23 protein-coding genes are annotated in these 23,420 nt (G+C 68.1%); 11 read left to right on the forward strand and 12 right to left on the reverse strand.

What is annotated here, in order from left to right; genetic code table 11:
- Positions 1–114: 114 nt before the first annotated feature.
- Positions 115–1,503: a pyridoxal-phosphate dependent enzyme gene (locus ACXJKJ_RS03480; RefSeq protein WP_056203203.1), complete on the forward strand. Its 1,389-nt coding sequence runs from the start codon at positions 115–117 to the stop codon at positions 1,501–1,503.
- Complete coding sequence (locus ACXJKJ_RS03485) at positions 1,500–2,669, forward strand: trans-sulfuration enzyme family protein (RefSeq protein ID WP_457350069.1); 1,170 nt, start codon at positions 1,500–1,502, stop codon at positions 2,667–2,669. The genes ACXJKJ_RS03480 and ACXJKJ_RS03485 overlap by 4 nt, the downstream gene beginning before the upstream one ends.
- On the opposite strand, the gene ACXJKJ_RS03490 is transcribed toward ACXJKJ_RS03485, so the two are convergent.
- Positions 2,666–3,169, reverse strand: coding sequence for a DUF3455 domain-containing protein (locus tag ACXJKJ_RS03490; protein WP_457389114.1), 504 nt, complete (start codon positions 3,167–3,169; stop codon positions 2,666–2,668). The genes ACXJKJ_RS03485 and ACXJKJ_RS03490 overlap by 4 nt on opposite strands.
- Positions 3,170–3,246: 77 nt before the next feature.
- Between ACXJKJ_RS03490 and ACXJKJ_RS03495 the strand changes: the two genes are divergently transcribed.
- The 3 genes from ACXJKJ_RS03495 to ACXJKJ_RS03505 all read left to right on the forward strand — a co-directional run bounded on the left by ACXJKJ_RS03495 (position 3,247) and on the right by ACXJKJ_RS03505 (position 4,842).
- Positions 3,247–4,143 (forward strand): 5'-nucleotidase, encoded by an 897-nt coding sequence (locus tag ACXJKJ_RS03495; RefSeq protein ID WP_457325153.1) that lies wholly within the window; start codon positions 3,247–3,249, stop codon positions 4,141–4,143.
- Between the two features lie 100 nt (positions 4,144–4,243).
- Positions 4,244–4,483, forward strand: coding sequence for a hypothetical protein (locus ACXJKJ_RS03500; RefSeq protein WP_157282021.1), 240 nt, complete (start codon positions 4,244–4,246; stop codon positions 4,481–4,483).
- Complete coding sequence (locus ACXJKJ_RS03505; protein WP_457389115.1) at positions 4,471–4,842, forward strand: hypothetical protein; 372 nt, start codon at positions 4,471–4,473, stop codon at positions 4,840–4,842. Before ACXJKJ_RS03500 ends, ACXJKJ_RS03505 begins: the two co-directional genes overlap by 13 nt.
- Here the strand turns inward: ACXJKJ_RS03505 and ACXJKJ_RS03510 are convergent.
- From ACXJKJ_RS03510 to ACXJKJ_RS03525, 4 genes are read right to left on the reverse strand one after another with little or no spacing between them, the layout of a single operon-like run.
- Entirely contained in the window at positions 4,826–5,932 is a 1,107-nt protein-coding gene (locus tag ACXJKJ_RS03510; RefSeq protein ID WP_457389116.1) for a HupE/UreJ family protein, read from the reverse strand. The two genes, ACXJKJ_RS03505 and ACXJKJ_RS03510, sit on opposite strands and share 17 nt — an antisense overlap.
- A complete protein-coding gene (locus ACXJKJ_RS03515; protein ID WP_457389117.1) occupies positions 5,929–7,089 on the reverse strand; it encodes a hypothetical protein in 1,161 nt (386 codons plus the stop codon). Before ACXJKJ_RS03515 ends, ACXJKJ_RS03510 begins: the two co-directional genes overlap by 4 nt.
- The gene (locus tag ACXJKJ_RS03520; RefSeq protein ID WP_056203186.1) at positions 7,086–7,355 is read right to left on the reverse strand and encodes a hypothetical protein; all 270 of its coding nucleotides are present in this window, start codon (positions 7,353–7,355) and stop codon (positions 7,086–7,088) included. Before ACXJKJ_RS03520 ends, ACXJKJ_RS03515 begins: the two co-directional genes overlap by 4 nt.
- Before the next feature lie 11 nt (positions 7,356–7,366).
- Positions 7,367–8,899: a DUF4331 domain-containing protein gene (locus ACXJKJ_RS03525; protein WP_457389118.1), complete on the reverse strand. Its 1,533-nt coding sequence runs from the start codon at positions 8,897–8,899 to the stop codon at positions 7,367–7,369.
- A 139-nt stretch (positions 8,900–9,038) separates the two neighbouring features.
- On the opposite strand from ACXJKJ_RS03525, the gene ACXJKJ_RS03530 reads away from it, so the two are divergent.
- Positions 9,039–12,377, forward strand: coding sequence for a S41 family peptidase (locus ACXJKJ_RS03530; RefSeq protein ID WP_457389119.1), 3,339 nt, complete (start codon positions 9,039–9,041; stop codon positions 12,375–12,377).
- A gap of 45 nt (positions 12,378–12,422) precedes the next feature.
- Here ACXJKJ_RS03530 and ACXJKJ_RS03535 read toward each other — a convergent pair whose 3' ends face one another.
- Entirely contained in the window at positions 12,423–12,944 is a 522-nt protein-coding gene (locus ACXJKJ_RS03535) for a DUF6622 family protein (protein WP_457389120.1), read from the reverse strand.
- Between the two features lie 88 nt (positions 12,945–13,032).
- Positions 13,033–14,259, reverse strand: a complete 1,227-nt coding sequence (tyrS, locus tag ACXJKJ_RS03540; protein ID WP_457389121.1) for a tyrosine--tRNA ligase — start codon at positions 14,257–14,259, stop codon at positions 13,033–13,035.
- Positions 14,260–14,495: 236 nt separating this feature from the next.
- On the opposite strand from tyrS, the gene ACXJKJ_RS03545 reads away from it, so the two are divergent.
- The gene (locus ACXJKJ_RS03545) at positions 14,496–15,881 is read left to right on the forward strand and encodes a peptidoglycan DD-metalloendopeptidase family protein (RefSeq protein ID WP_457389122.1); all 1,386 of its coding nucleotides are present in this window, start codon (positions 14,496–14,498) and stop codon (positions 15,879–15,881) included.
- The gene (locus ACXJKJ_RS03550; protein ID WP_457389123.1) at positions 15,859–16,974 is read left to right on the forward strand and encodes an anhydro-N-acetylmuramic acid kinase; all 1,116 of its coding nucleotides are present in this window, start codon (positions 15,859–15,861) and stop codon (positions 16,972–16,974) included. Before ACXJKJ_RS03545 ends, ACXJKJ_RS03550 begins: the two co-directional genes overlap by 23 nt.
- Positions 16,975–16,984: 10 nt before the next feature.
- On the opposite strand, the gene mdtD is transcribed toward ACXJKJ_RS03550, so the two are convergent.
- From mdtD to rplM, 4 genes are all read right to left on the reverse strand, one after another.
- A complete protein-coding gene (gene mdtD, locus ACXJKJ_RS03555; protein ID WP_056203167.1) occupies positions 16,985–18,430 on the reverse strand; it encodes a multidrug transporter subunit MdtD in 1,446 nt (481 codons plus the stop codon).
- A gap of 58 nt (positions 18,431–18,488) precedes the next feature.
- Positions 18,489–18,854: an iron-sulfur cluster insertion protein ErpA gene (gene erpA / locus ACXJKJ_RS03560; protein ID WP_056203164.1), complete on the reverse strand. Its 366-nt coding sequence runs from the start codon at positions 18,852–18,854 to the stop codon at positions 18,489–18,491.
- A 99-nt stretch (positions 18,855–18,953) separates the two neighbouring features.
- Positions 18,954–19,346, reverse strand: a complete 393-nt coding sequence (gene rpsI, locus ACXJKJ_RS03565) for a 30S ribosomal protein S9 (protein WP_056203161.1) — start codon at positions 19,344–19,346, stop codon at positions 18,954–18,956.
- A 9-nt stretch (positions 19,347–19,355) separates the two neighbouring features.
- Positions 19,356–19,784, reverse strand: a complete 429-nt coding sequence (rplM, locus tag ACXJKJ_RS03570) for a 50S ribosomal protein L13 (RefSeq protein ID WP_056203159.1) — start codon at positions 19,782–19,784, stop codon at positions 19,356–19,358.
- 212 nt (positions 19,785–19,996) lie between these two features.
- On the opposite strand from rplM, the gene ACXJKJ_RS03575 reads away from it, so the two are divergent.
- The 3 genes from ACXJKJ_RS03575 to ACXJKJ_RS03585 all read left to right on the forward strand — a co-directional run bounded on the left by ACXJKJ_RS03575 (position 19,997) and on the right by ACXJKJ_RS03585 (position 22,899).
- Complete coding sequence (locus ACXJKJ_RS03575; protein ID WP_457389124.1) at positions 19,997–20,803, forward strand: N-acetyltransferase family protein; 807 nt, start codon at positions 19,997–19,999, stop codon at positions 20,801–20,803.
- Positions 20,804–20,962: 159 nt separating this feature from the next.
- The gene (locus ACXJKJ_RS03580; protein ID WP_056203154.1) at positions 20,963–21,829 is read left to right on the forward strand and encodes a DUF2726 domain-containing protein; all 867 of its coding nucleotides are present in this window, start codon (positions 20,963–20,965) and stop codon (positions 21,827–21,829) included.
- 23 nt (positions 21,830–21,852) lie between these two features.
- The gene (locus ACXJKJ_RS03585) at positions 21,853–22,899 is read left to right on the forward strand and encodes a serine/threonine protein kinase (RefSeq protein WP_056203151.1); all 1,047 of its coding nucleotides are present in this window, start codon (positions 21,853–21,855) and stop codon (positions 22,897–22,899) included.
- 5 nt (positions 22,900–22,904) lie between these two features.
- Here ACXJKJ_RS03585 and ACXJKJ_RS03590 read toward each other — a convergent pair whose 3' ends face one another.
- The gene (locus tag ACXJKJ_RS03590; protein WP_056203148.1) at positions 22,905–23,285 is read right to left on the reverse strand and encodes a VOC family protein; all 381 of its coding nucleotides are present in this window, start codon (positions 23,283–23,285) and stop codon (positions 22,905–22,907) included.
- Positions 23,286–23,420 lie beyond the last annotated feature (135 nt).

A 23,420-nucleotide genomic window follows, 5' to 3' on the forward strand; every position in this document is an offset into this window, starting at 1 on the left:
CGGTCGAAAACCGCGCAAGCTCATGCGAAAAACGGGATTGCGCGCGAAGCCTCCCTTCGTATCCTGCGAGGTCTAGCCCAAATTGGCCGCGCCCGACCCGCGGCCCGACTCGTCATGAACGCTCGACTCCCGCTCGAGGCCCGGCCCGCCGTGCTGGACCTCATCGGCAACACGCCGCTGTTGCCGGTGCTGCGCCTGGACACCGGCCCCTGCCAGCTCTTCCTCAAGCTCGAATCCCAGAACCCCGGCGGCTCCATCAAGGACCGCATCGGCCTGGCCATGATCGAGACGGCCGAGCGCGAGGGCTTGCTCAAACCCGGTGGCACGGTGGTGGAAGCCACCGCCGGCAATACCGGCCTGGGCCTGGCCCTGGTGGCGCGTGCCAAGGGCTACCAGGTGGCGCTGGTGGTGCCCGACAAGATGTCCGCCGAGAAAGTGCTGCAACTCAAGGCTCTCGGTGCCCGCGTGCACCTGACACGCTCCGACGTCGGCAAGGGCCACCCGGCCTACTACCAGGACGTGGCCGCCCGCCTGGTGCGCGAAATCCCCGGCGCCTGGTATGCCGACCAGTTCAACAACCCCGCCAACCCGCTGGCCCACGAGACGACGACGGCGCCCGAGATCTGGCAGCAGATGGGCCACGACGTCGACGCCATCGTCTGCGGCGTCGGCTCGGGCGGCACCATCACCGGCCTCGGTCGTTTCTTCCAGCGCGTGCGCCCCGGCATCGAGATGGTGCTGGCCGATCCGGTCGGCTCCATCCTGAAGGACTACATCGACACCGGCAAATTCGGTGACGCCGGCTCGTGGGCGGTGGAAGGCATCGGCGAGGACTTCATCCCGCCCATCGCCGACCTCAGGCCGGTACGCACGGCCTACAGCATCAGCGACACCGACAGCTTCGCCACCGCGCGCGAGCTCTACCGCGCCGAGGGCATCCTGGCCGGCTCGTCAACCGGCACGCTGCTGGCGGCGGCGCTGCGCTACTGCCGCGAGCAGACTACGCCGAAGCGCGTCGTCACCTTCGTCTGCGACACCGGCACGCGCTACCTGTCCAAGGTCTACAACGACCATTGGATGTTCGACCAGGGCCTGCTGACGCGCCCGCGCCTGGGCGACCTGCGCGACCTGATCTCGCGCCCGGTGACCAGCGGCGGCGTCGTGTCGGTCGGGCCGGACGACACGCTGCAGACCGCCTTCTCGCGCATGCGCCAGGCCGATGTGTCGCAATTGCCGGTGCTCGACGGCGACCGCCTCGTCGGGCTGCTGGACGAGTCCGACCTGCTGGCCCGGCTACATGCCGACCCGGCCGCGTTTGGCGCCCTGGTGCAGAGCGCGATGAATACCGACGTCATCACGCTGGCGCCCAGCGCGTCGCTCACCGAACTGAACGAGCAGTTGCGCCGCGGCCTCGTGGCCGTCATTGCGGACGACGCCGGCTTCCACGGCCTCGTCACCCGCTTCGACCTCATCAACCATCTGCGCAAGGAGATCGCGCGATGAGCGATCAACTCGACTTCAACACCCGCGTCATCCATGCCGGCCAGGAGCCGGACGCCGTGACCGGCGCCGTCATGCCGCCCATCTCGGTCAGCTCCACCTACCGCCAGCACGGCCCCGGCGAGCACACCGGCTATGAGTACGGCCGCACCCACAACCCGACCCGCCAGGCCTGGGAGCGCGCCGTCGCCGACCTCGAAGGCGGCGCCCAGGCCTATGCCTTCGCATCCGGGCTGGCGGCCATGGCCACGGTGCTCGACACCCTGCCCGCTGGCGCCCATATCGTCGCCGGTGACGACCTCTACGGCGGCAGCTATCGCCTGTTCGAGCGGGTGCGCAAGCACAGCGCCGGCCTGCGCGTGACCTATGTGGACAGCCGCGACACCGAGGCCGTGCGCGCCGCGCTGCAGCCCGACACGAAGCTGATCTGGATCGAGACGCCCAGCAACCCGCTGCTGCGCCTGAGCGACCTGGCAGCCATAGCCCGCGTCGCCCGCGAGCACGGCGCGCTGGCCGTGGCGGACAACACCTTCGCCAGCCCCTGGGCCCAGCGCCCGCTGGAACTGGGCTTCGACCTCGTGGTGCACTCGGCGACCAAATACCTCAACGGCCACAGCGACGTCATCGGCGGCATTGCGGTCGTGGGTGGAGAGCCGCGCCAGGCCGAGCTGCGCGAGAAGCTCGAGTTCCTGCACAACGCCGTCGGCTCGGTGGCCGGGCCCTTCGACAGCTTCCTCGCGCTGCGTGGCCTCAAGACGCTGGCATTGCGCATGGAGAGGCACAACGCCAGCGCCGCCGAATTGGCCACCTGGCTGGCCGCGCAGCCCCAGGTCGAGCGCGTGCTCTACCCCGGCCTGGAAAGCCACCCGCAGCACGCCCTGGCCAAGCGCCAGATGCGCGGCGGCGGCGGCATGATCAGCGTCGCGCTGAAGGCCGACCTGGCCGGTGCGCGCCGCTTTCTGCAGCGCGTAGAGCTGTTCACGCTGGCCGAGAGCCTGGGTGGCGTCGAGAGCCTGATCTCGCTGCCCGCCTTGATGACCCACGCCTCCATTCCGCCCGAGACGCGGGCGCGGCTGGGCATCACGGACTCGCTGGTGCGCCTGTCCGTAGGCATCGAGGCCACGGACGACCTGCGGCGCGACCTCGCCACCGCGCTGGCCGTGATCTAGCGGTAGAAGTAGTAGGTCGCCGTGTAGGTGACGCGCACGACCTGGCCGGCCGCCGTGCAGGCCTCGGCGGGCGCGACGCCACCGACCGTCGTGACGCGCTGGATGCTCTTCGTCGTGCTGAAGACGCCGCTGCCGCCGTTGCTCTTGGCCGCGAGCAGCAGCCAGGGGATGGCTTTCGCGTCCGGGCCCGGGTCACGGGCCTTGATCTCGCCGACGACCGTGCTGCCATCCAGGCCCTCCCAGGTCGGGCCGGCGTAGTGCTTGCCCAGCGACTGGCCCGCGCGATCGCGCAACGTGGCCTCGGGGGCCTTGAAGACCCAGGCCGTGCCGCTGCCGTCGGCCTTGGCCTGGCATTCGTAGATCTGCACGCCGCTGGCCAGCGCTTCCAGGTGCAGCGCCTGGCCGGCCGGCGGCTGCAGCGCAGCGGGTACCTGGGGCGGCTTCGGCGCGCTGGCGCAGGCGGCGAGGATGGGCAGCAGGGCAAAGGCGGCAGCGCGCATGGGCTGGTCTTTCGAGTTGAAAACGCGGCGAGTCTAGGAAGACGGGACAGGGGCGTCGAGCCCTATCATCGATCGCCATGCCAGCCACTCTCTCCGGTCAACTCGTCGTCGCGATCTCCTCACGCGCACTCTTCGATTTCGAGGCCGAGAACGAGGTCTTCGAGGCCGGCGACGACCATGCCTACATGGCCCTGCAGCAGCAGCGCCTGGACGAACCGGCGCCGCCCGGCGTGGCCTTCTCGCTGGTGGAGAAACTGCTGGCCTTCAACGCCGGCGGTACGCCCCAGGTGGAGGTCGTCGTGCTGTCGCGCAACGACCCGATCTCGGGCATGCGTGTGTTCCGCTCGGCCAAGCACTACGGCCTGCCCATCGAGCGCGGCGTGTTCACGCGTGGCGCCTCGCCGTGGCGCTACCTGAAGCCGCTGTCGGCCCAGCTCTTTTTGTCCACCAACGAGGCCGATGTGCGCCAAGCCCTCGGCGCCGGCGTGGCCGCAGCGCGCGTGATGCCGCTGGCGGCGCGGGCCTCGGCAGCGCATCCCAAGGAATTGCGCATTGCCTTCGACGGCGACGCGGTGCTGTTCTCCGACGAAGCGGAGCAGGTGTTCCAGCGCGATGGCCTGGCGGCCTTTCGCGAGCATGAACTGCAGCGCGCCCACCTGCCGCTACAGGCCGGGCCCTTCAAGCCGATGCTGGAGGCGCTGCACCGGCTGCAGCATTCACACGCCAACGGCATGAAGGTACGCACGGCCCTCGTCACTGCGCGCAGCGCACCGGCTCACGAGCGCGCCATCCGCACGCTGATGGACTGGCAGATCGAGGTCGACGAGGCCATGTTTCTCGGCGGCCTGGCCAAGGGGGAATTCCTGCGCGAGTTCGAGCCCGACTTCTTCTTCGACGATCAGGTCGGCCATGTCACGAGTGCGGCCGCCCACGTGCCCGCGGGTCACGTGACCGCCGGCATCGCCGCAGGCTGACCTCCTCCCCCTAGCTTGTGCATGCCGGCGTGACCGGATCGCGCGGATTTGCGCGTCTGTGCATGTAGGGGCCGCTTGTGTGTGCCCCGGGGAGCATGCCGTGCCAAATCTGTGGATTCCTCATGCGAGCCGCCCGGCTTGCGGCCTGCCGCGTCTGCGGCGCCAGCCGCCACAGGTCTTCGGCTTCTACTGGGAGATGCTGCACGACCGCTCCGGCGACGTCGTGGGCGATGGCTTCAGCCGCTGCGCCTTCCCGCAGTTGCTGATGCGCCCGGGCTACAGCTACCGCATCACACCGCTGCGCAGCGACCTGCGCCAGGAGGCTGTATGGCCGTCCTGATCAGCGCACTGCTGGACACCGACGCGATGGCCTTTGCCACCGAGCCTGCCATGCTGGGCGTCAGCGCGCGGCTGGAGCAGGCACTGACCACGCACCTGGACGACGCCGCCGGCAGTGTCGACATCCCGCTCCAAGCCCTCGTCGGCGATGCCGACAGCCTCATCATGGCCCAGATGCTGTTGGCCCAGCTGCCGCCCGGGCTGGCTTGCCTGGGTGCGCGGGATACGGCTGACGGGATGCACGAAGGCGACGATGCGCTGTCGACTTGCGCATCGGGCCGCGGCATACAGGCGGTGTTCTACCGCTTCGACCTGGCGTTGCTGCRCAGCCGCCTGCGGCCGCTCAAGGCAGCAGGCTGAGCCCGAAGCTGCGCTCGACACACCAGAGCAGGGCCAGCGCGGCGACAGCGCTGGATCCACCGGGCACGATCCAGCGCCGGTAGATGGTCGCCGAGCGCAGCATCAGGGCCAGTGGCAGCAGCAGCGCGACGACGGCAAGCTGTCCCAGCTCGACGCCGAGGTTGAAGCCCAGCAGCGGCAGCACCAGTTCGCTGCCGCGCAGGCCCAGGTCCTTCAGCGGCCCGGCAAAGCCGACGCCGTGCACGAGGCCGAAGAGGCCGACCATGCTCCAGCGCGGCCCAGGCACAAAGGGCCGCAGGTTGTCGAGCGCGGCGAGCAGCACGGTCAGCGCGATCAGCGATTCGACGACGGTGGTCGGCGGGTCGATGGCGCCGCTGGCCGCCAGCGCCAGGGTGATGGAGTGGGCCAGAGTGAAGGCGGTGACAAGCTTGAGCGTCTCGGCCAGCGCGGCGCGGCCGCTGGCACGGGGCGCCCAGCCCTTGCCCTCGCGCCGCCAGACGGCGACGAGCAGCAGCGTGACGAGGAAAAGCACATGGTCCAGCCCGCTGGCGATATGGGCCATGCCCTCGACGACGAAGCCACCGAAGCCGCGGCTGTCCAGCGCCAGACGTTGTGGGCCGGCGCCGGGCGTCAGCACCAGCGGCTCGCCCGCCGCGCCGACGAGGCGGGCCAGGCCACGGTGGGCGGTGTCGGTGCTGGCAAAGAGGCTGTAGTCGATGTCGAGCTCATGCACGGCGGCGCGGCAGAGCCAGTGGCTGATGAGCACGGCGTGCATGCCGTCGCTGTGCTGATCGAGCTGGGGCTTGGGACGGTCCTGCGGCGTGCAGGCCGCGCCATCGGCGGTGAAGCGCAGGCCGGCCATGGCCAGCGCTTCGATGTCGGGCCAGCGCCGGCGCACCTCGCCCCAGCTCAAGTTGCCGTCGCCATCGGCGTCCAGCGCCAGGTCGCGGTCCAGGTCGCGCAAGGCGATGTCCAGGCGCTGTTCGACCGCCGCACCTTCGACGCGGTAGACGAGATAGGCCTCGCTGGCCTGGTGGGCCTGGGCCACACCGCACAGCAGCAGCGCCAGCCACAACAAACAACGGATCACGGCGCGAAGCTCCGGTCAAAACGCCGATCAAGAGCGGCAAGGCGTGCATCCTGCCAGCCCTTGCCGCGCAGCACGCGCGCCAGTTCCTCACGCGTCGCATCGCCATCGCGCCCAGCGGCGAGGGCAGCGCGCAGCAGCAGCACCGCATCAACAGGCTCGCGTTGCATCGCCCAGTTCAGCTGAGCCAGGCGCAGGGCTTCGCGTGGCTGCTGCTCGACATCGAGGGCAAAGCGGGCCTGCTCGCGCGCATGCTTGCCCGATTCGCGGCGGTCGGCGGCGGCAAGGCGCTCGCGCATCAGGGCCGTCGGCGCCGACGCATCGCGGCCGAGCTGGCGCAAGGCGATGACCTGGCGCAACAGCAATGCATCGGCCTCGGCATCGGGGCTGCGTTCGACCAGCACGAGGGCCTCGGCCGCGCGCTGCCGGGCCAGCAGCCAGTCGGCCAGCGCGGCGCGCGTGTAGACCTCGTCCTCGCCGGCCAGCGCGGCACGGTAAAGGGCAGGCGCGGTGGCTTCGTTGCCGAGGCGTTCCGCCAGCTCGGCACGCATCAGTGCAAGCCAGGGCGCGATGGACCGGCCCGGGCTGAGCTGGGCCAGCGTTTGTGCCGCCGCTTGGCCCTGTCCCGACAGGCTGGCCAGCTCGGCCAGACAGGCAGTTGCCGGCAGTGCGGCCAGGGGTTGAAGCTGTTCGCACAAGGCGCGAGCCTCGGTTAGTTCGGCGCGCAGCTGATGCAACGCGGCCGCGTCGAGCAGGGCCTGGGCGCGATGCTCCGGCGCGAGATCTTCGCGCGCCAACAGGCGGTGCAGCTCGGCCAGGGCAGGCTCGAACTCGTGCCGCGCCTGCAGAACGCGGGCGCGCAGCAGCACGGCATCGGCGGGTGCATCGGCCTGGCGCCACCACGGCGCCAGCGCGGCCTGTGCCGCGCCGAGCTCGCGCGGGTCGCCATGCACGCGGGCGCGCTGCAGCGCCGCACGTGCAGTGGCTACGGCGAGCTGCAGCTGTGCTGGGTCGCGCGCCAAGGCCGCACGGCGCTGGCGCTCGGCCGCGTCGATGCGGTAAGGCAGGCGCTGCACGATCTCGGCGTCGTCCTTCGGGACGAAAGGTTCGGCCAAGACCGCCAGCGGGATTGCCAGCAGCAGCGCGAGCAGGTGCTTCACAGGCTCACGGGCTCTTCGGTTTCGCTGACCGACACCGCCACCGTCGGCAGCGTCAGCGCCTCCGTGGTCTCGTCATCGGTCTTCTGCGCCTTCAGGTAGCTCACCAGGGCGGCGGACGAGGCCACGGCGCTGTCGGGCACCGCGGTGGGGGCCGGCGGCGGTGGGGGCGGCGGGCTGATGATTTCAGTGTCGCTGTCACTGCCGCCGCAGGCGGCCAGCACGAGCACGGCGCCGGCGGCGACCGCGGCAGTCTTGCGGGTCAACATGGCGGCCCCTTTCACTTGGTGCCCGAGACAGGCGTGTTGAGGTAGGGGAAGCCGCTCAGCAAGGGCACGACGGCCTGATCGACCGCGTCATGCAGCTTGAAAGTCGTGGCACCCAGGGGCACCACGCTGGGCTTGCAGGCCGCGCCGAAGCCGAGCTTGTCGGTGTCGCCGTTGGCCACGCACAGGCCGCCCATGACGGCCACCAACGAGATGTCGACGACGTCGTCCTTGGGACGGCGGCCGTTCGGGTAGCCGGCGTTGTCGTTGCCTGCGGCGAGGATGTTGCCGACGATGCCCAAACGGTTTTGTTGAGCGAAGGGCACGGCAGCTATTGCCGTATTGAGGCGCAGCATCTCGGAGGCCGTGACCGTCTTCTGCTGGTTGACACCCTTGATGCCGGTCAGGAAGGTGGTGACCAGGTCGTTGCGCGGGAAGTTGGTCGGCGCGGTGTTGGGCAGGGCCAGCGCGATCTCCAGCAAGGCTGGCAGCGTCGGGTTGGTCACGTAGTCGGCGAACTGGCCGTCGTCCTTGGGCTTGGAGGAGTTGAACTTGTCCTTGTCCTTGAGGCCGATAACGACTTCATTCACCAGGGGCATGCCCAGGCGCGAGACCTGCACCCAGGCGCCGCCGGCCTTCTCGCTGGCCTGATGGCCCGAGCCCGGCTTGGGATCGAGCAGGCGGCCCTGGCGCAGGCTGGCCGTGGTCCAGCCGCCGATGACATCGTCGGTCGCGGATTTCAGGCAGTCCTTGTGCACCTCCAGCGCCAGCGTGGTGACGTTCTTGTCGTCGATGGTGTTGGGCGCGGCATTGATCAGCGACGGGTCGGTGATGACGGAGACCGGCGCGTTGACCAGGTCGAAGATGGTGCCGAGGTTGACGGCAAACGGGTCCTGGCGCTGGCCGACGAAGACCTTGGCCGGCGTGCTGCAGCCGGGGATGGTGATGGGGTAGACATGCTTGGCCGCATAGCTCGCATAGTCGGCGATGGTCTTCTTGCCGATGTTGTCGACCGGCTTGTCGAAGCTGGCCGCACCGCTGGTGGCATGGACCACCGCCTGGGCCGTGCCGCTGCGGCGGTCGCCGCGCACCACGGTCAGCGTGTAGCTCTCGTTGACCTGCAGGTTGGCGTCCTTGACGTTGGCCACCGCGCCCGACTGGATCAACGGGATGCCGACCATCTTGCCGCCGACGCTTAAAGACGTGCCGGCACCGCTGTTGGACAGCGTGTTCTTGAAGCGGAACTGGAAGGTCAGGTGTCCCTTGGCATCGCCAACGTTGTCGACGTGGATCTCGTAGAGCGCGTTGGGGTCCATCGAGAAATAGTTCGGGCCGCCATAGCCGTCCTGCAGCGGCTGGTAGTTGGCGATCAGCGTCACGTAGCCGGCRCGGCCGGTCTCGTAGCTGTTGAACATGTAGAAGTCCGTCGCGTCGACCTTGGGCACGGTCGTGATGAAGGGCGCTTCGCGGTGGCTGGAAGCCTGGGCGCCAACGGCCAGGCAGAGCAGCGCTGCGCCCACGGCGCTGCGGGTGAGACGAGCTTTCATCGGGGGCATCCTGTATGGCAATGCCGTCTTGGCATCTGAGCGCTGTTACGCGCTCAGAGGCTCTACGGATTCACCCGATGTGACGAATCGCCCTCCATTCCCCTAACAACACAATGGCGACCCTCATCAGGAGAGCCCCATGCCCCGCTTCCGTCTCGCCGCGCTCGCTGCGGTCCTGTGCGCCACGAGCGCCTGGGCCGGCACCAGCGGCTTCTATCGCCAGCCCACACTGGGTGGCGATGCCGTCTATCTCGTCGCCGAGGGCGACCTCTGGCGCGTCGGCACGCAGGGCGGCGAAGCCCAGCGGCTGACCACGCACAGCGGCCAGGAGACCCAGCCCGCCGTGTCGCCCGATGGGCAATGGCTGGCCTTCACGGCGCAGTACGACGGCGGCACCGAGATCTACCTGATGCCGGTGGCCGGCGGCCCGCCGAAGCGCCTGACCTGGGAAGGCGGCGGCATGCGCGTCTGGGGCTTCACGGCCGCCGGCGAAGTCCTCTACACCGGCTTGGACGCCCGTCCCGGCAGTCAGCTCTTCGCCATCGACGTGAAGACTGGCCAGCGCCGCCAGCTGCCCGTCGGCCAGGCCAGCGACGCCGCGCTGAGCGCCGATGGCAAGACGCTCTATTTCACGCGCAGCGGCCTGCGCAGCGACAACGCCCGACAGTACCGCGGCGGCGCCATCGCGCGGCTGTGGGCGCTGGACTTGACGGACAAGGCCGAAGCAAAACCGCTGATCGCCGAGGGCAACAACGATCGCCGTCCCCTGCCCTACCGCGTCAGTGGCGCGGAGCGCGTCGCCTTCCTGTCGGACCGCGAAGGCACGGTCAACATCTGGTCGGTCAATGCCCAAGGCGGTGACATGCGCCAGCACACCACGCACAAGGGCTGGGACATCCGCCACGCATCCATCGACGGCAGCCGTGTCGTCTATGCGGTGGGCGCGGACCTCTACCTCGTCGACCTCGCGCAGAGCGCGGGCGCGAAGAAGCTCGACATCAGCCTGGGCGGCGACTTCGACCAGCAGCGCGAGCGCTGGATCAAGAAGCCGCAGGACTTCCTGACCGACACATCCTTCGCTCCCAATGGCGAGCGCGTGCTGCTGGCCGCGCGCGGTCACCTCGCGACGCAGGGCGTGCAGCAGCTGCGCCGCGCTGAGCTGCCGCAGCCGGCCGACGGCAGCTGCAAGAAGGGTGAATTCAGCAGCGACAGCAAGAGCGTCTTTGCCGTCTGCGACTTCAGCGGCGAGACCGAGATCTGGCGCTTCGCGGCCAATGGCACGGGTCAACCCGAACGCATCACCAGCGGCGCAACGACGCAGCGCCGCGACCTGCTCCCTTCGCCCGACGGCCGCTGGCTGGCGCATACCGACAAGGAAGGCGGCATCTGGCTGACCGACCTGAAGGCCAAGACAACACGCGAGATCGCTCGCAGCGCCCTTGGCGACGCGCCGCAGCTGCAGGGCTGGAGTCCCGATGGCCAGGCCCTGGCCTGGACGCTGTCGCTGCGCCATGCCGACCGCAGCCAGCTGCAGCTCTACAGCACGGCCGATGGCCGCACCCACACGCTGACCAGTGACCGCTACGACAGCGACAGCGCCACCTTCAGCCCGGACGGGCAATGGCTGTACTTCGCGTCCAACCGCAACTTCGCGACGACGGGCAATGGCAGCACATGGGGCGACCGCAACACCGGGCCGTTCTTCGGCTTTCGCGCCAAGCTCTACGCGCTGGCCCTGCAGCCGGGCCTGCGCTCGCCGTTCGCGGCCAAGGACGAGCTGGAGTCGGTCACCGAGAAGAAGGCCGACGAGCAGCGCGCCGAGGACAAGAAGGCCACCGACAAGGAGCCGACCGAGCGCAAGCCTGATCCAAAGGACGACAAGAAGCCAGCCGCCGAGAAGAAGGGCAAGCCCGCCATCGTTTTCGAAGGCCTGGCCGAGCGCCTCCACGAGCTGCCCGTGACCGCCGGCAGCTACCGCGCGCTGCGCGCGGATGGCAAGCGCCTGTGGTTCCTGGATCGTGATCTGGACGGAAAAAGCCAGCTCAAGTCGGTTGGCATCGACAACCAGGGCGGCTCGGCCGAGATCCTGGCCAGCGACGTGCGCAACTACGACATCAGCGCCGACGGCAAGAAGCTGATGCTGGTGCGCAACCAGCCCGCGGGTGCGGCGCCGGAAATCCTCGTCGTCGACGCGGCGCCCAAGCTGCCGGCTGAACTCGCCAAGCTGCAAGTGCGCTGGACCGACTGGCAGATCGCCACGCAACCGCGCGCCGAGTGGAAGCAGATGTTTGCCGACGCCTGGCGCATGCACCGCGACCACTTCTACGACAAGGCCATGCACGGCGTCGACTGGGTGGCCGTGCGCGCCAAGTACGAGCCGCTGGTGGATCGCGTGACCGACCGCTTCGAGCTCGCCGAGCTGATGGCGCAGATGGTCAGCGAACTGGGCGCCCTRCACAGCCAGATCGGCGCCGGCGACACGCGGCTCGCGCCCGACGAGCCTGGCCTCGCGGGCCTCGGTGGGCGCTTCTCACGCGCACCGGAGGGCTGGCGCATCGATGCGATCTATGCGCATGAGCAGGAGTTGCCATCCGAGGCACCGCCGCTGGCCGCGCCCGGTCTCAACCTGCAAGTGGGTGACGTCATCACGACCGTCAATGGCCGCCCCAGCGCCAGCGCGCCGCACATCCTGGAGCTGCTGCGCGGCCAGGCCGGCCGCCAGGTGCTGCTGGAGGTGAAACAGGCCAGCGGCAAGACGGTGCAGCGCATCGTCACGCCGGTGGCGCAGACGCGCGAAAACCAGCTGCGCTACAACGACTGGCGCGTCAGCCGCGCCCGCGCCGTGGAGCAGTCGGCCCAGGGCCGCATCGGCTACGTGCATCTGCGCGCGATGGGCGCGGCCGACATCGCCGATTTCGTGCGCGAGTTCTACGCCGCCAGCGACCGCGACGGCCTCATCATCGACGTGCGCTACAACAATGGCGGCAACATCGACAGCTGGATCCTGGAAAAGCTGCTGCGCCGCGCCTGGGCCTTCTGGCAACCGCGCTCGCCAGGCGGCGCACCGGTCTACGCCAATATGCAGAACGTGTACCGCGGCCACACGGTGGTGCTGATGAACGAGGACACCTACAGCGACGGCGAGACCTTCGCCGAGGGCTTCAAGCGCCTCAAGCTGGGCCCCGTCATTGGCAAGCGCAGCTCGGGGGCGGGCGCGTGGCTGTCGGACCAGAACCGCCTGATCGACAACGGCATCATGCGGGCCGCCGAGACGGGGCAGATCGACGCCGAGGGCCGCTTCCTGATCGAGGGCATCGGCGTGACGCCGGACATCGAGGTCGACAACCCGCCGCGGGCGACGGCGATGGGCCAGGACGCGCAGCTGGATGCGGCGCTGGCCGAGCTGAAGCGCCGGATTGCCGAGCAGCCGGTCCAGGTGGTGAAGCCGGGACCGTATCTGCGGCCGGTCAAGCCGTGAAAGCAAAGGGAGGCCGCGGCCTCCCTTTTTCATGGGCTTGAGAGATCAAGCGGCGCGGACGAAGCGATGCACCGCCGTGGCCCGGGCCGCGAAGGCACCGCTGAACAGGCCCAGGATCGCGCTCACCGCGGCGATGAACCAGAGCTCCTGCAGCACATGGGCGCCCATGCCGTTGGCGAAGCCCAGGCCGAACTTGGTCATGAAGATGCCGAGCATCAGGCCCAGCGGCACCCAGCTGCCGGGCATGCGCACGGCGGCGCCTTCCCTTGCCAGGCCGCGCGGTGCAAACAGCGGGCCGCCGAGAAAGACGACCGCGGCAAAGGCCAGCGCCCAAGCCAGCACCGGAACGAGGCTCGCGCCGAACGCCGCCGTGACGCCGTACAGCGACAGCGCCAGCATGGCGAGAGCCACCTTGGCCAGCGTGCCGGGCCGGACAACACGGTCACGCGATTGGCGATAGCCCAGGATCACCAGGACAGCCAGGACGGCGAAGGGCCAGACGGGGAGGGAGGCATTCATTTGCGGCAGTCGTTGGGGTTGCGATGCCCCGGACTGTGCAGATGCCATCGCAGCCCGGCGAACGGCTTGCGACGAACGGACAGGACGCGTCGGGAATCGCCAGCGAGCGGCGGCGAACGGGCGGCTCGCCCGCCCCCTAGCTCAGCAGGACCCGCGCGAACTTGCGCTTGCCCACCTGCAGCACATGCTCGCCGGCGTCAAGCTTCAGCCCCTTGTCGGCGATGACTTCGCCGGCCCGGCGCACGCCGCCCTGCTCGACCATGCGCAGGCCTTCGCCTGTCGATGCGACAAGGCCGGCCCCCTTCAACACCTGGGCGATGCCCATGGGCGCGCCGCTCAACTGAACTTCAGGAATCTCGTCAGGAATGCCACCGCGGGCGCGATTGTTGAAGTCGGCTTCGGCCGCGTCCGCCGCCGCCGCGCTGTGGAAGCGCGCCGTGATCTCCTTGGCCAGCATGACCTTGGCGTCCTTCGGGTTGCGGCCATCCTCGACCTCGGCCTTCAGCGCGGCGATCTCGGCCAGGGACTTGAAGGACAGCAGCTCGAACCACTTCCACATCTGTACGTCGCTGATCGACAGAATCTTGGCGAACATCGTGTTCGGCGCCTCCGTGATGCCGATGTAGTTGTTCTTTGACTTGGACATCTTCTCGACGCCGTCCAGGCCCTCCAGCAGCGGCATGGTCAGGATGCACTGCGGCTCCTGGCCGTATTCCTGCTGCAGGTGGCGGCCCATCAGCAGGTTGAACTTCTGGTCGGTGCCACCCAGCTCCAGGTCGCTCTTCAGCGCCACCGAGTCGTAGCCCTGCATCAGCGGGTAGAGGAACTCGTGCACCGAGATCGGCGTCTGGGCCGCGAAGCGCTTGGTGAAGTCGTCGCGCTCCATCATGCGGGCGACCGTGTACTTGCTCGCCAGCTGGATCATGCCGGCCGCGCCCAGCGGCTCGCTCCACTCGGAGTTGTAGCGAATCTCGGTGCGCGCCGGGTCCAGCACCAGCCTGGCCTGGGCGTAGTAGGTCTCGGCGTTGGCCTGGATCTGTTCCTTGGTCAGCGGCGGGCGGGTGGCGTTGCGGCCGGACGGATCGCCAATCAGCGAGGTGAAGTCGCCGATCAGGAAGATGACTTGGTGACCCAGGTCCTGCAATTGGCGCATCTTGTTCAAGACAACTGTGTGACCGACGTGGATGTCGGGCGCCGTCGGGTCCAGGCCCAGCTTGATGCGCAGCGGCACGCCCGTGGCGGCGGAGCGGGCCAGCTTCTTCGTCCACTCGGCCTCCGGCAGCAGCTCGTCCACGCCGCGGCGCGTGACGGCCAGGGCTTCGAGGACAGCATCGGTGATGGGGAATTGCGGAGCGTCGGACATGGCGCATCGGCGCCCGGCAGCAAACCGGGCGAAACGTTAAGTTATTGATCCATCGGGGTTAACCGGCATGCCAGGTAGGACAAAGCCGTTAGAATTCACCCTTCGTTTGGGGGTGTTGTTTCAACACAACCAATCCAGGGATTTTAAGGGCCGCCCACGAGCGGCCTCAGCGCTGAACCGGCTCGGCCGGGATTGCCCCAGCGACAACCCCGGGAATACCGAGAGTGACAGCGAGAGTGACTGTTAAGAACCGCCTGAAGCAAGTCCAAGCCAGCCTGCAGCATGCCGAGGCCTTTGCCGCCCGGCATCCGCGTGCGCTGACGGCCACCGTCGTCGGCCTGCTGAGTTGCTTCGCCGTGACCGCCTTCGGCATCGCGCCGCTGGCCCCTGACGCCGCCGAGCTGCCCAAGCGCACGTTGGTCGAGACCCTGGCCACGCCCGATGTGGAGAGTCAGCTCGAGGAGCTGGCCACGCACGCCGTCGGCCTGACCCGCGCCGAAGCCACCCGCTCCAGCGATACCCCTGACAGCCTGCTCAAGCGTGCCGGCGCCTTCGATCCGGCCGCCGCGGCCTTCCTGCGCACCGACCCGCTGGGCCGGCGCGTGCTGCAGGGCCGCGCCGGCAAGATGGTCCACCTGACAGCCGACGCCTCCGGCCAGGTGCAGAAGATCGTTATGCGCTTCCCGGCCGAAAAGGTCGAGCAGCAAGCAAGTCATTTCACCCGGTTGACGATCGAGCGCGTCGGCGCCCGCTTCACCGCCCGCACCGAAACGGCACCGCTGCAGACCCAGGTGGCCTTGGGCAGCGGCACCATCCGCACCTCGCTGTTCGCCGCTACCGACGACGCCAACATCCCCGACGCCATCGCTTCGCAGATGGCCGACATGTTCTCGGGCGACATCGACTTCCACCGCGAGCTGCGCAAGGGCGACCGCTTCAGCATCGTCTACGAGACGCTGACCGCCGACGGCGAGCCGGTCCCGTGGGACGGCGGCGTCGGCCGCCTGCTGGCTGGCGAGTTCACGAACAACGGCCGCACCTATTCGGCCGTCTATTTCAAGGACAACGCCACCGGCAAGAGCAGCTTCTTCGGCTTTGACGGTACGAGCAAGCGTCGCGCCTTCCTGGCCAGCCCGATGGAGTTCTCGCGCATCACCAGCGGCTTCGCGATGCGCTTCCATCCCATCATGCAGACTTGGCGCCAGCACAACGGTGTCGACTACGGTGCGCCGACCGGCACGGCCGTGCGGTCGGTGGGCGATGGCACGGTCGAAATGGCCGGCTGGCAGAACGGCTTTGGCAATGTCGTGCACGTGCGCCACGCCGGCGACCGCAGCACGGTCTACGCTCACCTGAGCCGCATTGACGTCAAGAAGGGCCAGCGCATCGAACAGGGCATGAAGCTCGGTGCCGTCGGCTCGACCGGCWKGGCCACCGGCCCGCACCTGCACTTCGAGTTTCGCGTCGGCGGCCGCCACATGGACCCACGCACCATCGCTCGCGCCTCCGAGGCGATCACGCTGCCGAACTACGCCAAGTCGCAGTTCCTGCAGACCGTCGCCAGCGTCAAGACCCAACTGGCCGTGGCCGAGACCATGGATGGCGTCTCAGCCGCCGACTGAGCTCCGTCAGCTCTACATCGGGCTGATGTCGGGCACCTCGCTCGACGGCATTGATGGCGTCCTCTTCGACGCCGATGCGCTGGCCGTCACCGGCCATGTGCATGCCCCCTTCTCCCACGCGCTGCGCGACGAGTTGTTGGCACTGAACGCACCTGGCGGTAACGAGCTGCATCGCGCCGCCTTGGCTGCCAATGCGGTAGCCCGTGCCTATGCCGACGTCGTCTCGCAGTTGCTTGAAGCCACGGGCGTTCCACGCAAGCAGATTGCGGCGCTGGGCGCTCATGGCCAGACGGTGCGCCACCGCCCGGACGGCTTCGACGGCTACACGACGCAACTGCTGAACGGCGCCCTGCTGGCCGAGCAGGCCGGCATTGACGTCATCTGCGACCTGCGCAGCCGCGATGTGGCCGCGGGCGGCCAGGGCGCACCCCTGGTGCCGGCCTTCCACCGCGCCGTCTTCGGTGCAGCGCAGGCGGACGTGGCAGTGCTCAATCTCGGCGGCATCAGCAACCTCAGCCTGCTGCATGCCGACGGCCGCACCGGCGGCTTCGACTGCGGCCCGGCCAACTGCCTGATGGATGGCTGGATCGCCCGCCACCGCAGCCTGGCCTATGACGCCGACGGCGCCTGGGCCGCGACAGGCCGCGTGCTGCCCGAACTGCTTGAAGCGCTGCTGGCCGAACCCTGGTTCGCGTTGCCGCCGCCCAAGAGCACGGGGCGGGATCTTTTTCATCTGCGTTGGCTGGACGCGAAGCTGGCGCCGGGTCTCGCGCCGGAAGATGTGCAGGCGACGCTGCTGGAGCTCAGCGCCCGTTGCGTGGCCGACGCCCTGCACACCACCATGCCGCAGGCTAGTACTTTGACCGCCTGCGGCGGTGGCGCCTTGAACGGCGTGCTGATGGGCCGCCTGGCGGCGCTGCTGCCCGGCGTGGTCGTGCAGACCAGCGCCGCGCACGGCCTGCCGGTCGACCAGGTCGAAGCGGCGGCCTTCGCCTGGCTGGCCCGGTGCTTTGTCCAGCGCCGGCCGGGCAATCTGCCCGCCGTCACAGGCGCAGCAGGCACGCGCCTGCTGGGGGCGCTCTACCCCGCCTGACAGCGCGGGCTCAGCCCGGTTCGGGCGGGTCCTGCTGCTTGATCGCCAGCGCCACGTGGCTGTCGCCCGATTCGAGCTGGCCGAAGATGCCAGCCGAGGCCATCGTGATCAGGGCCATGCAGACAAAGGTGGCGCGAAAGGCCTGCAGCGTCTGCACACCGTCCATGCCGAAGTGCGCTGTGAAGGCCGCCAGCACCGCGCCCGCCGCGGCCACACCCATGCCCATGGCCAGCATCTGCACCATGGACAGCAGGCTGTTGCCGCTGCTCGCGTTGTCGGGCTCGAGATCCTTCAGCGTCAGCGTGTTCATCGCGGTGAACTGCATCGAGTTGACGGCGCCAAAGAGTGCCAGCTGCACGACAGTCACCACCAGCGGCTGCCCAGGGGTGGCGAAGCCGAAGCTCGCCATCGTCAGCCCGACCAGCAAGGTGTTGACGACCAGCACACGCCGGTAGCCGTGGCGCCGGATGAGCGGTGTCGTCACGCGCTTCATCGACATGCTGGCCAGGGCCACGGGCAACATCATCATGCCGGCCTGGGCGGGCGAATAGCCCATGGTCACCTGCAGCAGCAGCGGGATCAGGAAGGGCATGCAGGAGCTGCCCAGGCGCGAGAACAGATTGCCGAGCAGGCCGATGCGCAGCGCACCGATGCGAAACAGCCGGGGCGAAAACAGCGGGTCGGGCCGGCGCAGGGCATGCAGCCAGTAGGTCGTCAGGCTGGCCAGCCCGAAGATCATCAACATCAGTACCGAAGCCTGGCGCAAGCCCAGGCCCGACAGGCCGTCCAGCGCCAGCGAGACCGCGGCCATGCCGAAGGCCAGCAGCAGATAGCCCGTCAGATCAAAGCGCCCGACCGCGACCGGCGCAGGTGCTGGCATGTAGCGCAACGTGGCCAAGGCGCCGATGAGGCCGACCGGCAGGTTGATCAGAAAGATCCAGTGCCAGGACGCCGCCTGCACCAGCCAGCCGCCCAGCGTTGGGCCGATCAGCGGGCCGACCAAGCCGGGAATGGCAACGAAGCTCATCGCCTGCAGGAAGCGCTCGCGCGGGAAGGTGCGCAGCACGACCAGGCGTCCGACCGGCAGCAGCAGCGCGCCACCAGCGCCTTGCACGACACGCGCGGCGACCAGGGCGTCCAGGCTGGGCGCCAACGCGCACAGCACCGAGCCGATCACGAAGAGGACGATTGCGCCGACGTAGATGCGGCGCGTGCCGAAGCGGTCCGCCACCCAGCCCGTGGCCGGGATCAGCATGGCCATCGTCAGCGAATAGGCGACGACGACGGACTGCATGCGCAGCGGGCTTTCGCCCAGGCTGCGCGCCATTGCCGGCAGCGCCGTGTTGACGATGGTGGCGTCCAGCGTCTGCATGAAGAAGCCGAGGGCCACCAGCCACAGCAGCATGCGCTGCTTGCGTTCCTGATCCATGTCGGGAGACGGCAAGGGAGGTGCCATGGGTCGGCAATGAAAAAGCCGCCCGGAGGCGGCTTGTCAGCGAGGGTTGAGCGAAGGCTCAGACCGAGAAGGAGGAGCCGCAGCCGCAGGTCGTCGTGGCGTTCGGGTTCTTGATGACGAACTGGGCGCCCTGCAGGTCTTCCTTGTAGTCGATCTCGGCACCCATCAGGTATTGCAGGCTCATCGAGTCGATCAGCAGCGTGACGCCATTCTTCTGCATCTGCGTGTCGTCGTCGTTGACGGCCTCGTCGAAGGTGAAGCCGTACTGGAAGCCGGAGCAACCACCACCCTGCACGAAAACGCGCAGCTTCAGGTCCGGGTTGCCTTCCTCGGCCACCAAGTCGCGCACCTTGTCGGCGGCGCTGTCGGTGAACACCAGGGGCACGGGAATGTCGGTGACGGGGGTATCAAGCACGGCGCTCATGGCGAGGCTCCTGTGAATCTGTCCAGAGACGAATATGGGGATTGTCCGCGCAAAAACAAAAGGCCGCTCGAAGCGGCCTTTTGTGTCCAAGCGCAGAAATTAACGCTTGCTGAACTGCTTCCTGCGACGGGCGCCGTGCAGRCCGACCTTCTTACGCTCGACTTCACGCGCGTCACGCGTGACGAAGCCGGCGCGGCTCAGTTCGGGCTTCAGGGCTGCGTCGTAGTCGATCAGCGCGCGGGTGATGCCCAGGCGCAGGGCGCCGGCTTGACCCGATTCGCCACCACCGTGCACGTTCACCTTGATGTCGAAGGCTTCACCATTGTTCGTCAGCAGCAGGGGCTGCTTGGCGATCATGATGGACGTCTGACGACCAAAGTAAGCGTCGATGGCCTTGCCATTGACGATGATCTGGCCCGTGCCCTTCTTCATGAAGACGCGAGCGACCGACGACTTGCGACGGCCCGTACCGTAATTCCAGTTTCCGATCATGGCCGTTCCTTAGATCTCGAGAGCCTTGGGCTGCTGGGCGGTATGCGGGTGCGTCGGGCCTGCGTAGACCTTCAGCTTCTTGACCATGGCGTAACCGAGCGGGCCCTTGGGCAGCATGCCCTTGACGGCCTTTTCCAGCGCGCGGCCGGGGTGCTTGGCTTGCATGTCCTTGAACTTCGTGGCGTAGATGCCGCCGGGGAAGCCGCTGTGACGGTAGTACACCTTGTCGGTGGCCTTGTTGCCCGTGACACGGAGCTTTTCGGCATTGACGATGACGATGAAATCACCGGTATCCACGTGAGGCGTGTAAATGGCCTTGTGCTTGCCGCGCAAACGGAGTGCCACTTCGCTGGCAACACGTCCGAGCACCTTGTCGGTGGCGTCAATCACAAACCACTCGTGCGTCACCTCGGCCGGCTTGGCGCTGAAGGTCTTCATGAGTTGCTTTCGCTGCGCCGGCTTCAAACTGCTGAAACCGGCAATAGATGGCTGAACTTCGACCGGTCTCGGTGCTTGTGTCTGATGCACAGCCTCTCAACACGGCTCTTTCCCGCAGCCTTTTGACGGAAAAGCCCACGAGTGTAGCAGTGCGGCCGATGGTTTGAAAAGGACCGAGGCGTTAACCTTGCCATACCTTTGCAGTGCCCGCCATGCCCAAGCCCCCGTCCGCCGCCTCTCCTCCCCTCGCCGAAGCCGCGGCGGGCGAGGGCCATGAGCTGTCGGCCTTCGGCCTCGACCCGATTGCGCCGGCAGCCGCCCCGGCCGAACCGGCCGAACCGGCAGGCCCGCTGGCCAAGGCCCGGGCTGCATTGGAGCTCCTTTCCACCTGGGTGCCAATTCGCTCACTCGCGCGCCGCCACCGCCATCGCATCATTGACCACCTGCTGGCGCTGGAGCCGCAGGACCGTTACTTGCGCTTCGGGTACCCGGCTTCGGACGAGCAGATTCGCAAATACGCCCTCAGCATCGACTTTGCCCGCGACGAGGTGCTGGGCATCTTCAACCGCCGCCTGCACCTGATCGCCCTGGCCCATCTGGCCTATGGGCAACCGATGCCGGATGAGCCCAGCCGCACGATGGCCGAGTTCGGCGTCTCCGTGCTGCCGCAGTCGCGCGGCCGGGGCCTGGGACGGCGGCTTTTCGACGCCGCGGGCTTGCATGCCCGCAACCGGGGTATCGACACCCTGTTCATCCACGCACTGAGCGAAAACCGTCCCATGCTGCGCATTGCGGCAGCGGCTGGCGCCATCGTCGAGCGCGACGGCAGCGAATCCGCGGCCTATCTGCGCCTGCCACCCGAATCATTCAGCTCCCAGGTCGAGCAGGCACTGGAGCGGCATCTGGGCGAGCTGGATTTCCAGTTCAAGCGCCAGGCTCAAGTGCTGAGTGGATTTGTCGACAGCGTTGCCGAGGTCAAAGCCCATTTCGAATCTCCCGGCCGCGCCGCCAAGGAATAAATGACGGGCTAACGGCCGTTTTCCCAGGCATGCTCCCCCTCAGGCCCGGGGGAATCGGGACTAGCGAGTAATTCCTTTTAGGGACGTTGCGCTACATTGCCCGACCATTGCGCCGCGAGAAAACAAGGTCGGCGTCATCCGCCGAAATCCCTTCAGGGTATGCCGTACGCCATTTATTGGATCGCCGCGCTGGCTGTTTGCGTCCTGGGTCTGGCCATCAGCCTGATCTGGGCGCTGCGCCGACCTGCGTACGCCAATAAAGGCTTGCCGGCGGAGTGGTCACTCACGGCGCGGCCTGTATTCACGACCGACGAGCGCCGTGTCTTCCGGCTGCTGCGCGAGGCCCTGCCCCACCACGTCGTGCTGTCCAAGCTGCCGCTGGTGCGGTTTTGCCAGCCGACCGAGGCCAAGGAAGTGCGCTACTGGTTCGACCTGCTCGGCGCCTCGCATGTGACCTTCGCGGTCTGCAGCCCCAATGGTCGCGTGCTGGCCGCCATCGACCTCGAGGGCGAGCGCGGCGTTACGCCGCGCAGCCTGCAGATCAAGCATGCCGTGCTCTCCGCCTGCCGCGTGCGTTATTTGCGCTGCGCGATGGACCAGCTGCCCAGCGTCGCCGAGCTGCAGCTTTTGGTGCCCCAGAGCAGCAATTCACGCGGCCCGCTCCCCGCACCGGCAGCCACATCGACGCCGCCGCGCCGCCGCATGGGCAGCAGCGAGGACGAATTCGGCAGCGACTGGGGGCAGTTCTCCCAGCCTCTGCCGCTGTGGCAGGACGCTGGCGTCTTCAGTGGCGGCAATGACGGCTATGGGGACCGAGAGCGCGACCGCCATCCGCGCATGCCGGCCCAGCCCGCCGCGCCGCATCCACAGCGCCGTCTGTCCTCACGCAACCTCGACCCGGCGCGCTACAACCCGCGCAATCTGCCGGTGCTCGATGACGCCGACGAGGAGGCCATGATGGACGACATCGTCGGCGTCGTCGTCGATGCGCCGCGCTACGCCACCCAGCGTCCCCGTCGGAGTTGATTGCAACCGGCGACACTCGCCGGATGCATGACGCGACCCCTGATCTCAGTTTCGGCGACCTGACGCCGGAGTTCATGCTCGACGCCCTGGACGCCGCCGGCCTGCGTGCCGACGGCCGGCTGCTGCAGCTCAACTCCTTCGAGAACCGCGTGCTGATGCTGCACCTGGAGGACGGCGGCGCGGCTGTCGCCAAGTTCTACCGCCCGGCGCGCTGGAGCGATGCGCAGATCCTGGAAGAACACGATTTCGCCACCGAGCTCGCCGCCGCCGAGGTGCCCGTCGCGGCGCCGTGGACGCTGGAGGGCGGTTCCACCCTTTTCCACTATCAGGGCCAGCGCCTGGCCGTCACGCCGCGCCAGGGTGGGCGCGGGCCGGAGCTGGAAGACCCCGAAGTGCTGCGCTGGATCGGCCGGCTACTGGCTCGCCTGCACGGCGTCGGCCGCCAAAAGCCCTTTGCCGAACGCCTGGCCTGGGCCAGCGCCGCGCCCGCCCAGGCCGCACGCGATTGGCTGATGGGCAACGACGCCATCCCGCCCGAGATCGCACCCGCCTGGGACGAGGCCGCACGCCGCTGCATTGATGCCATCCAGGCCGCCTTTGACAGCCTGCCCGACTTGCAGTTGACACGCCTGCATGGCGACTGCCATCCCGGCAACATCCTCTGGACGCCTGACCGCGGGCCGCACTTCGTCGACCTCGACGACGCCGTCAATGGCCCGGTGGTGCAGGACCTGTGGATGCTGTTGCCCGGCGAGCCCGATGCTGCACGCAGCCTGCTCAACGCCGTGCTCGATGGCTACGAGCAGATCGCCGAATTCGATGATCGCGAACTGCGCCTGATCGAACCGTTGCGAACAATGCGCATGATCCACCACAGCGCCTGGCTGGCTCGCCGCTGGGGCGACCCGGCCTTCCCTCTCGCCTTCCCCTGGTTTGGCACGCCCAACTATTGGCTGGACCAAGTGGCCAAGCTGAGGGAACAGCTGGAAGCGATGCGGCCCAAGGGCAGCACCCCGACGCTGGCCCGTGACGAGGACGAGGTCAACTTCGATGGCGACGGCTTCGCCTGATTCGCTCAGGGCAGTGGGCTCGTCAACACCACGGCATAGCCATCGGGGTCGCGCAGCCAGAACTCCCAGTTGCCGTTCTGGCTCCAGCGCTTCGGCCTGACGACGTCGACATCCAGCGCTGTCGCCCGCTCCACGGCGGCGTCGAAGTCAGCCAGCTCGAACCACAGCAGCACGCCGTTGCCATAGGGGCGCAACTCGACGTCGCCAAGAGGCCCATGATCGTGATCGACCTCCCAGCGGTGCAACTGCAGCAGCAAATGGCCGTCGGGCGCGTTCAGGCGTTCGTATTCGTCGCCGCCGTGGCCGCTGTGGCACTCCAGCAAGCGCTGATACCAGCGGCTGCTGGCGGACACGTCATGGACGCAGATCAGCGGGGCGAGTTGCATGGCGGTTCTCCAGGAACGCCGTGAAATGCTAGCGCCAAGGTGGGGTCGATTGCCAAAAAATACTGGATGCACATACAGTCTTGTGATCTCATTCAAGCTCCGGATTCTTCCCCCGACCTGCCTGTTTCCTGGCCA

Source organism: Roseateles sp. P5_E1 (genome assembly GCF_054049335.1).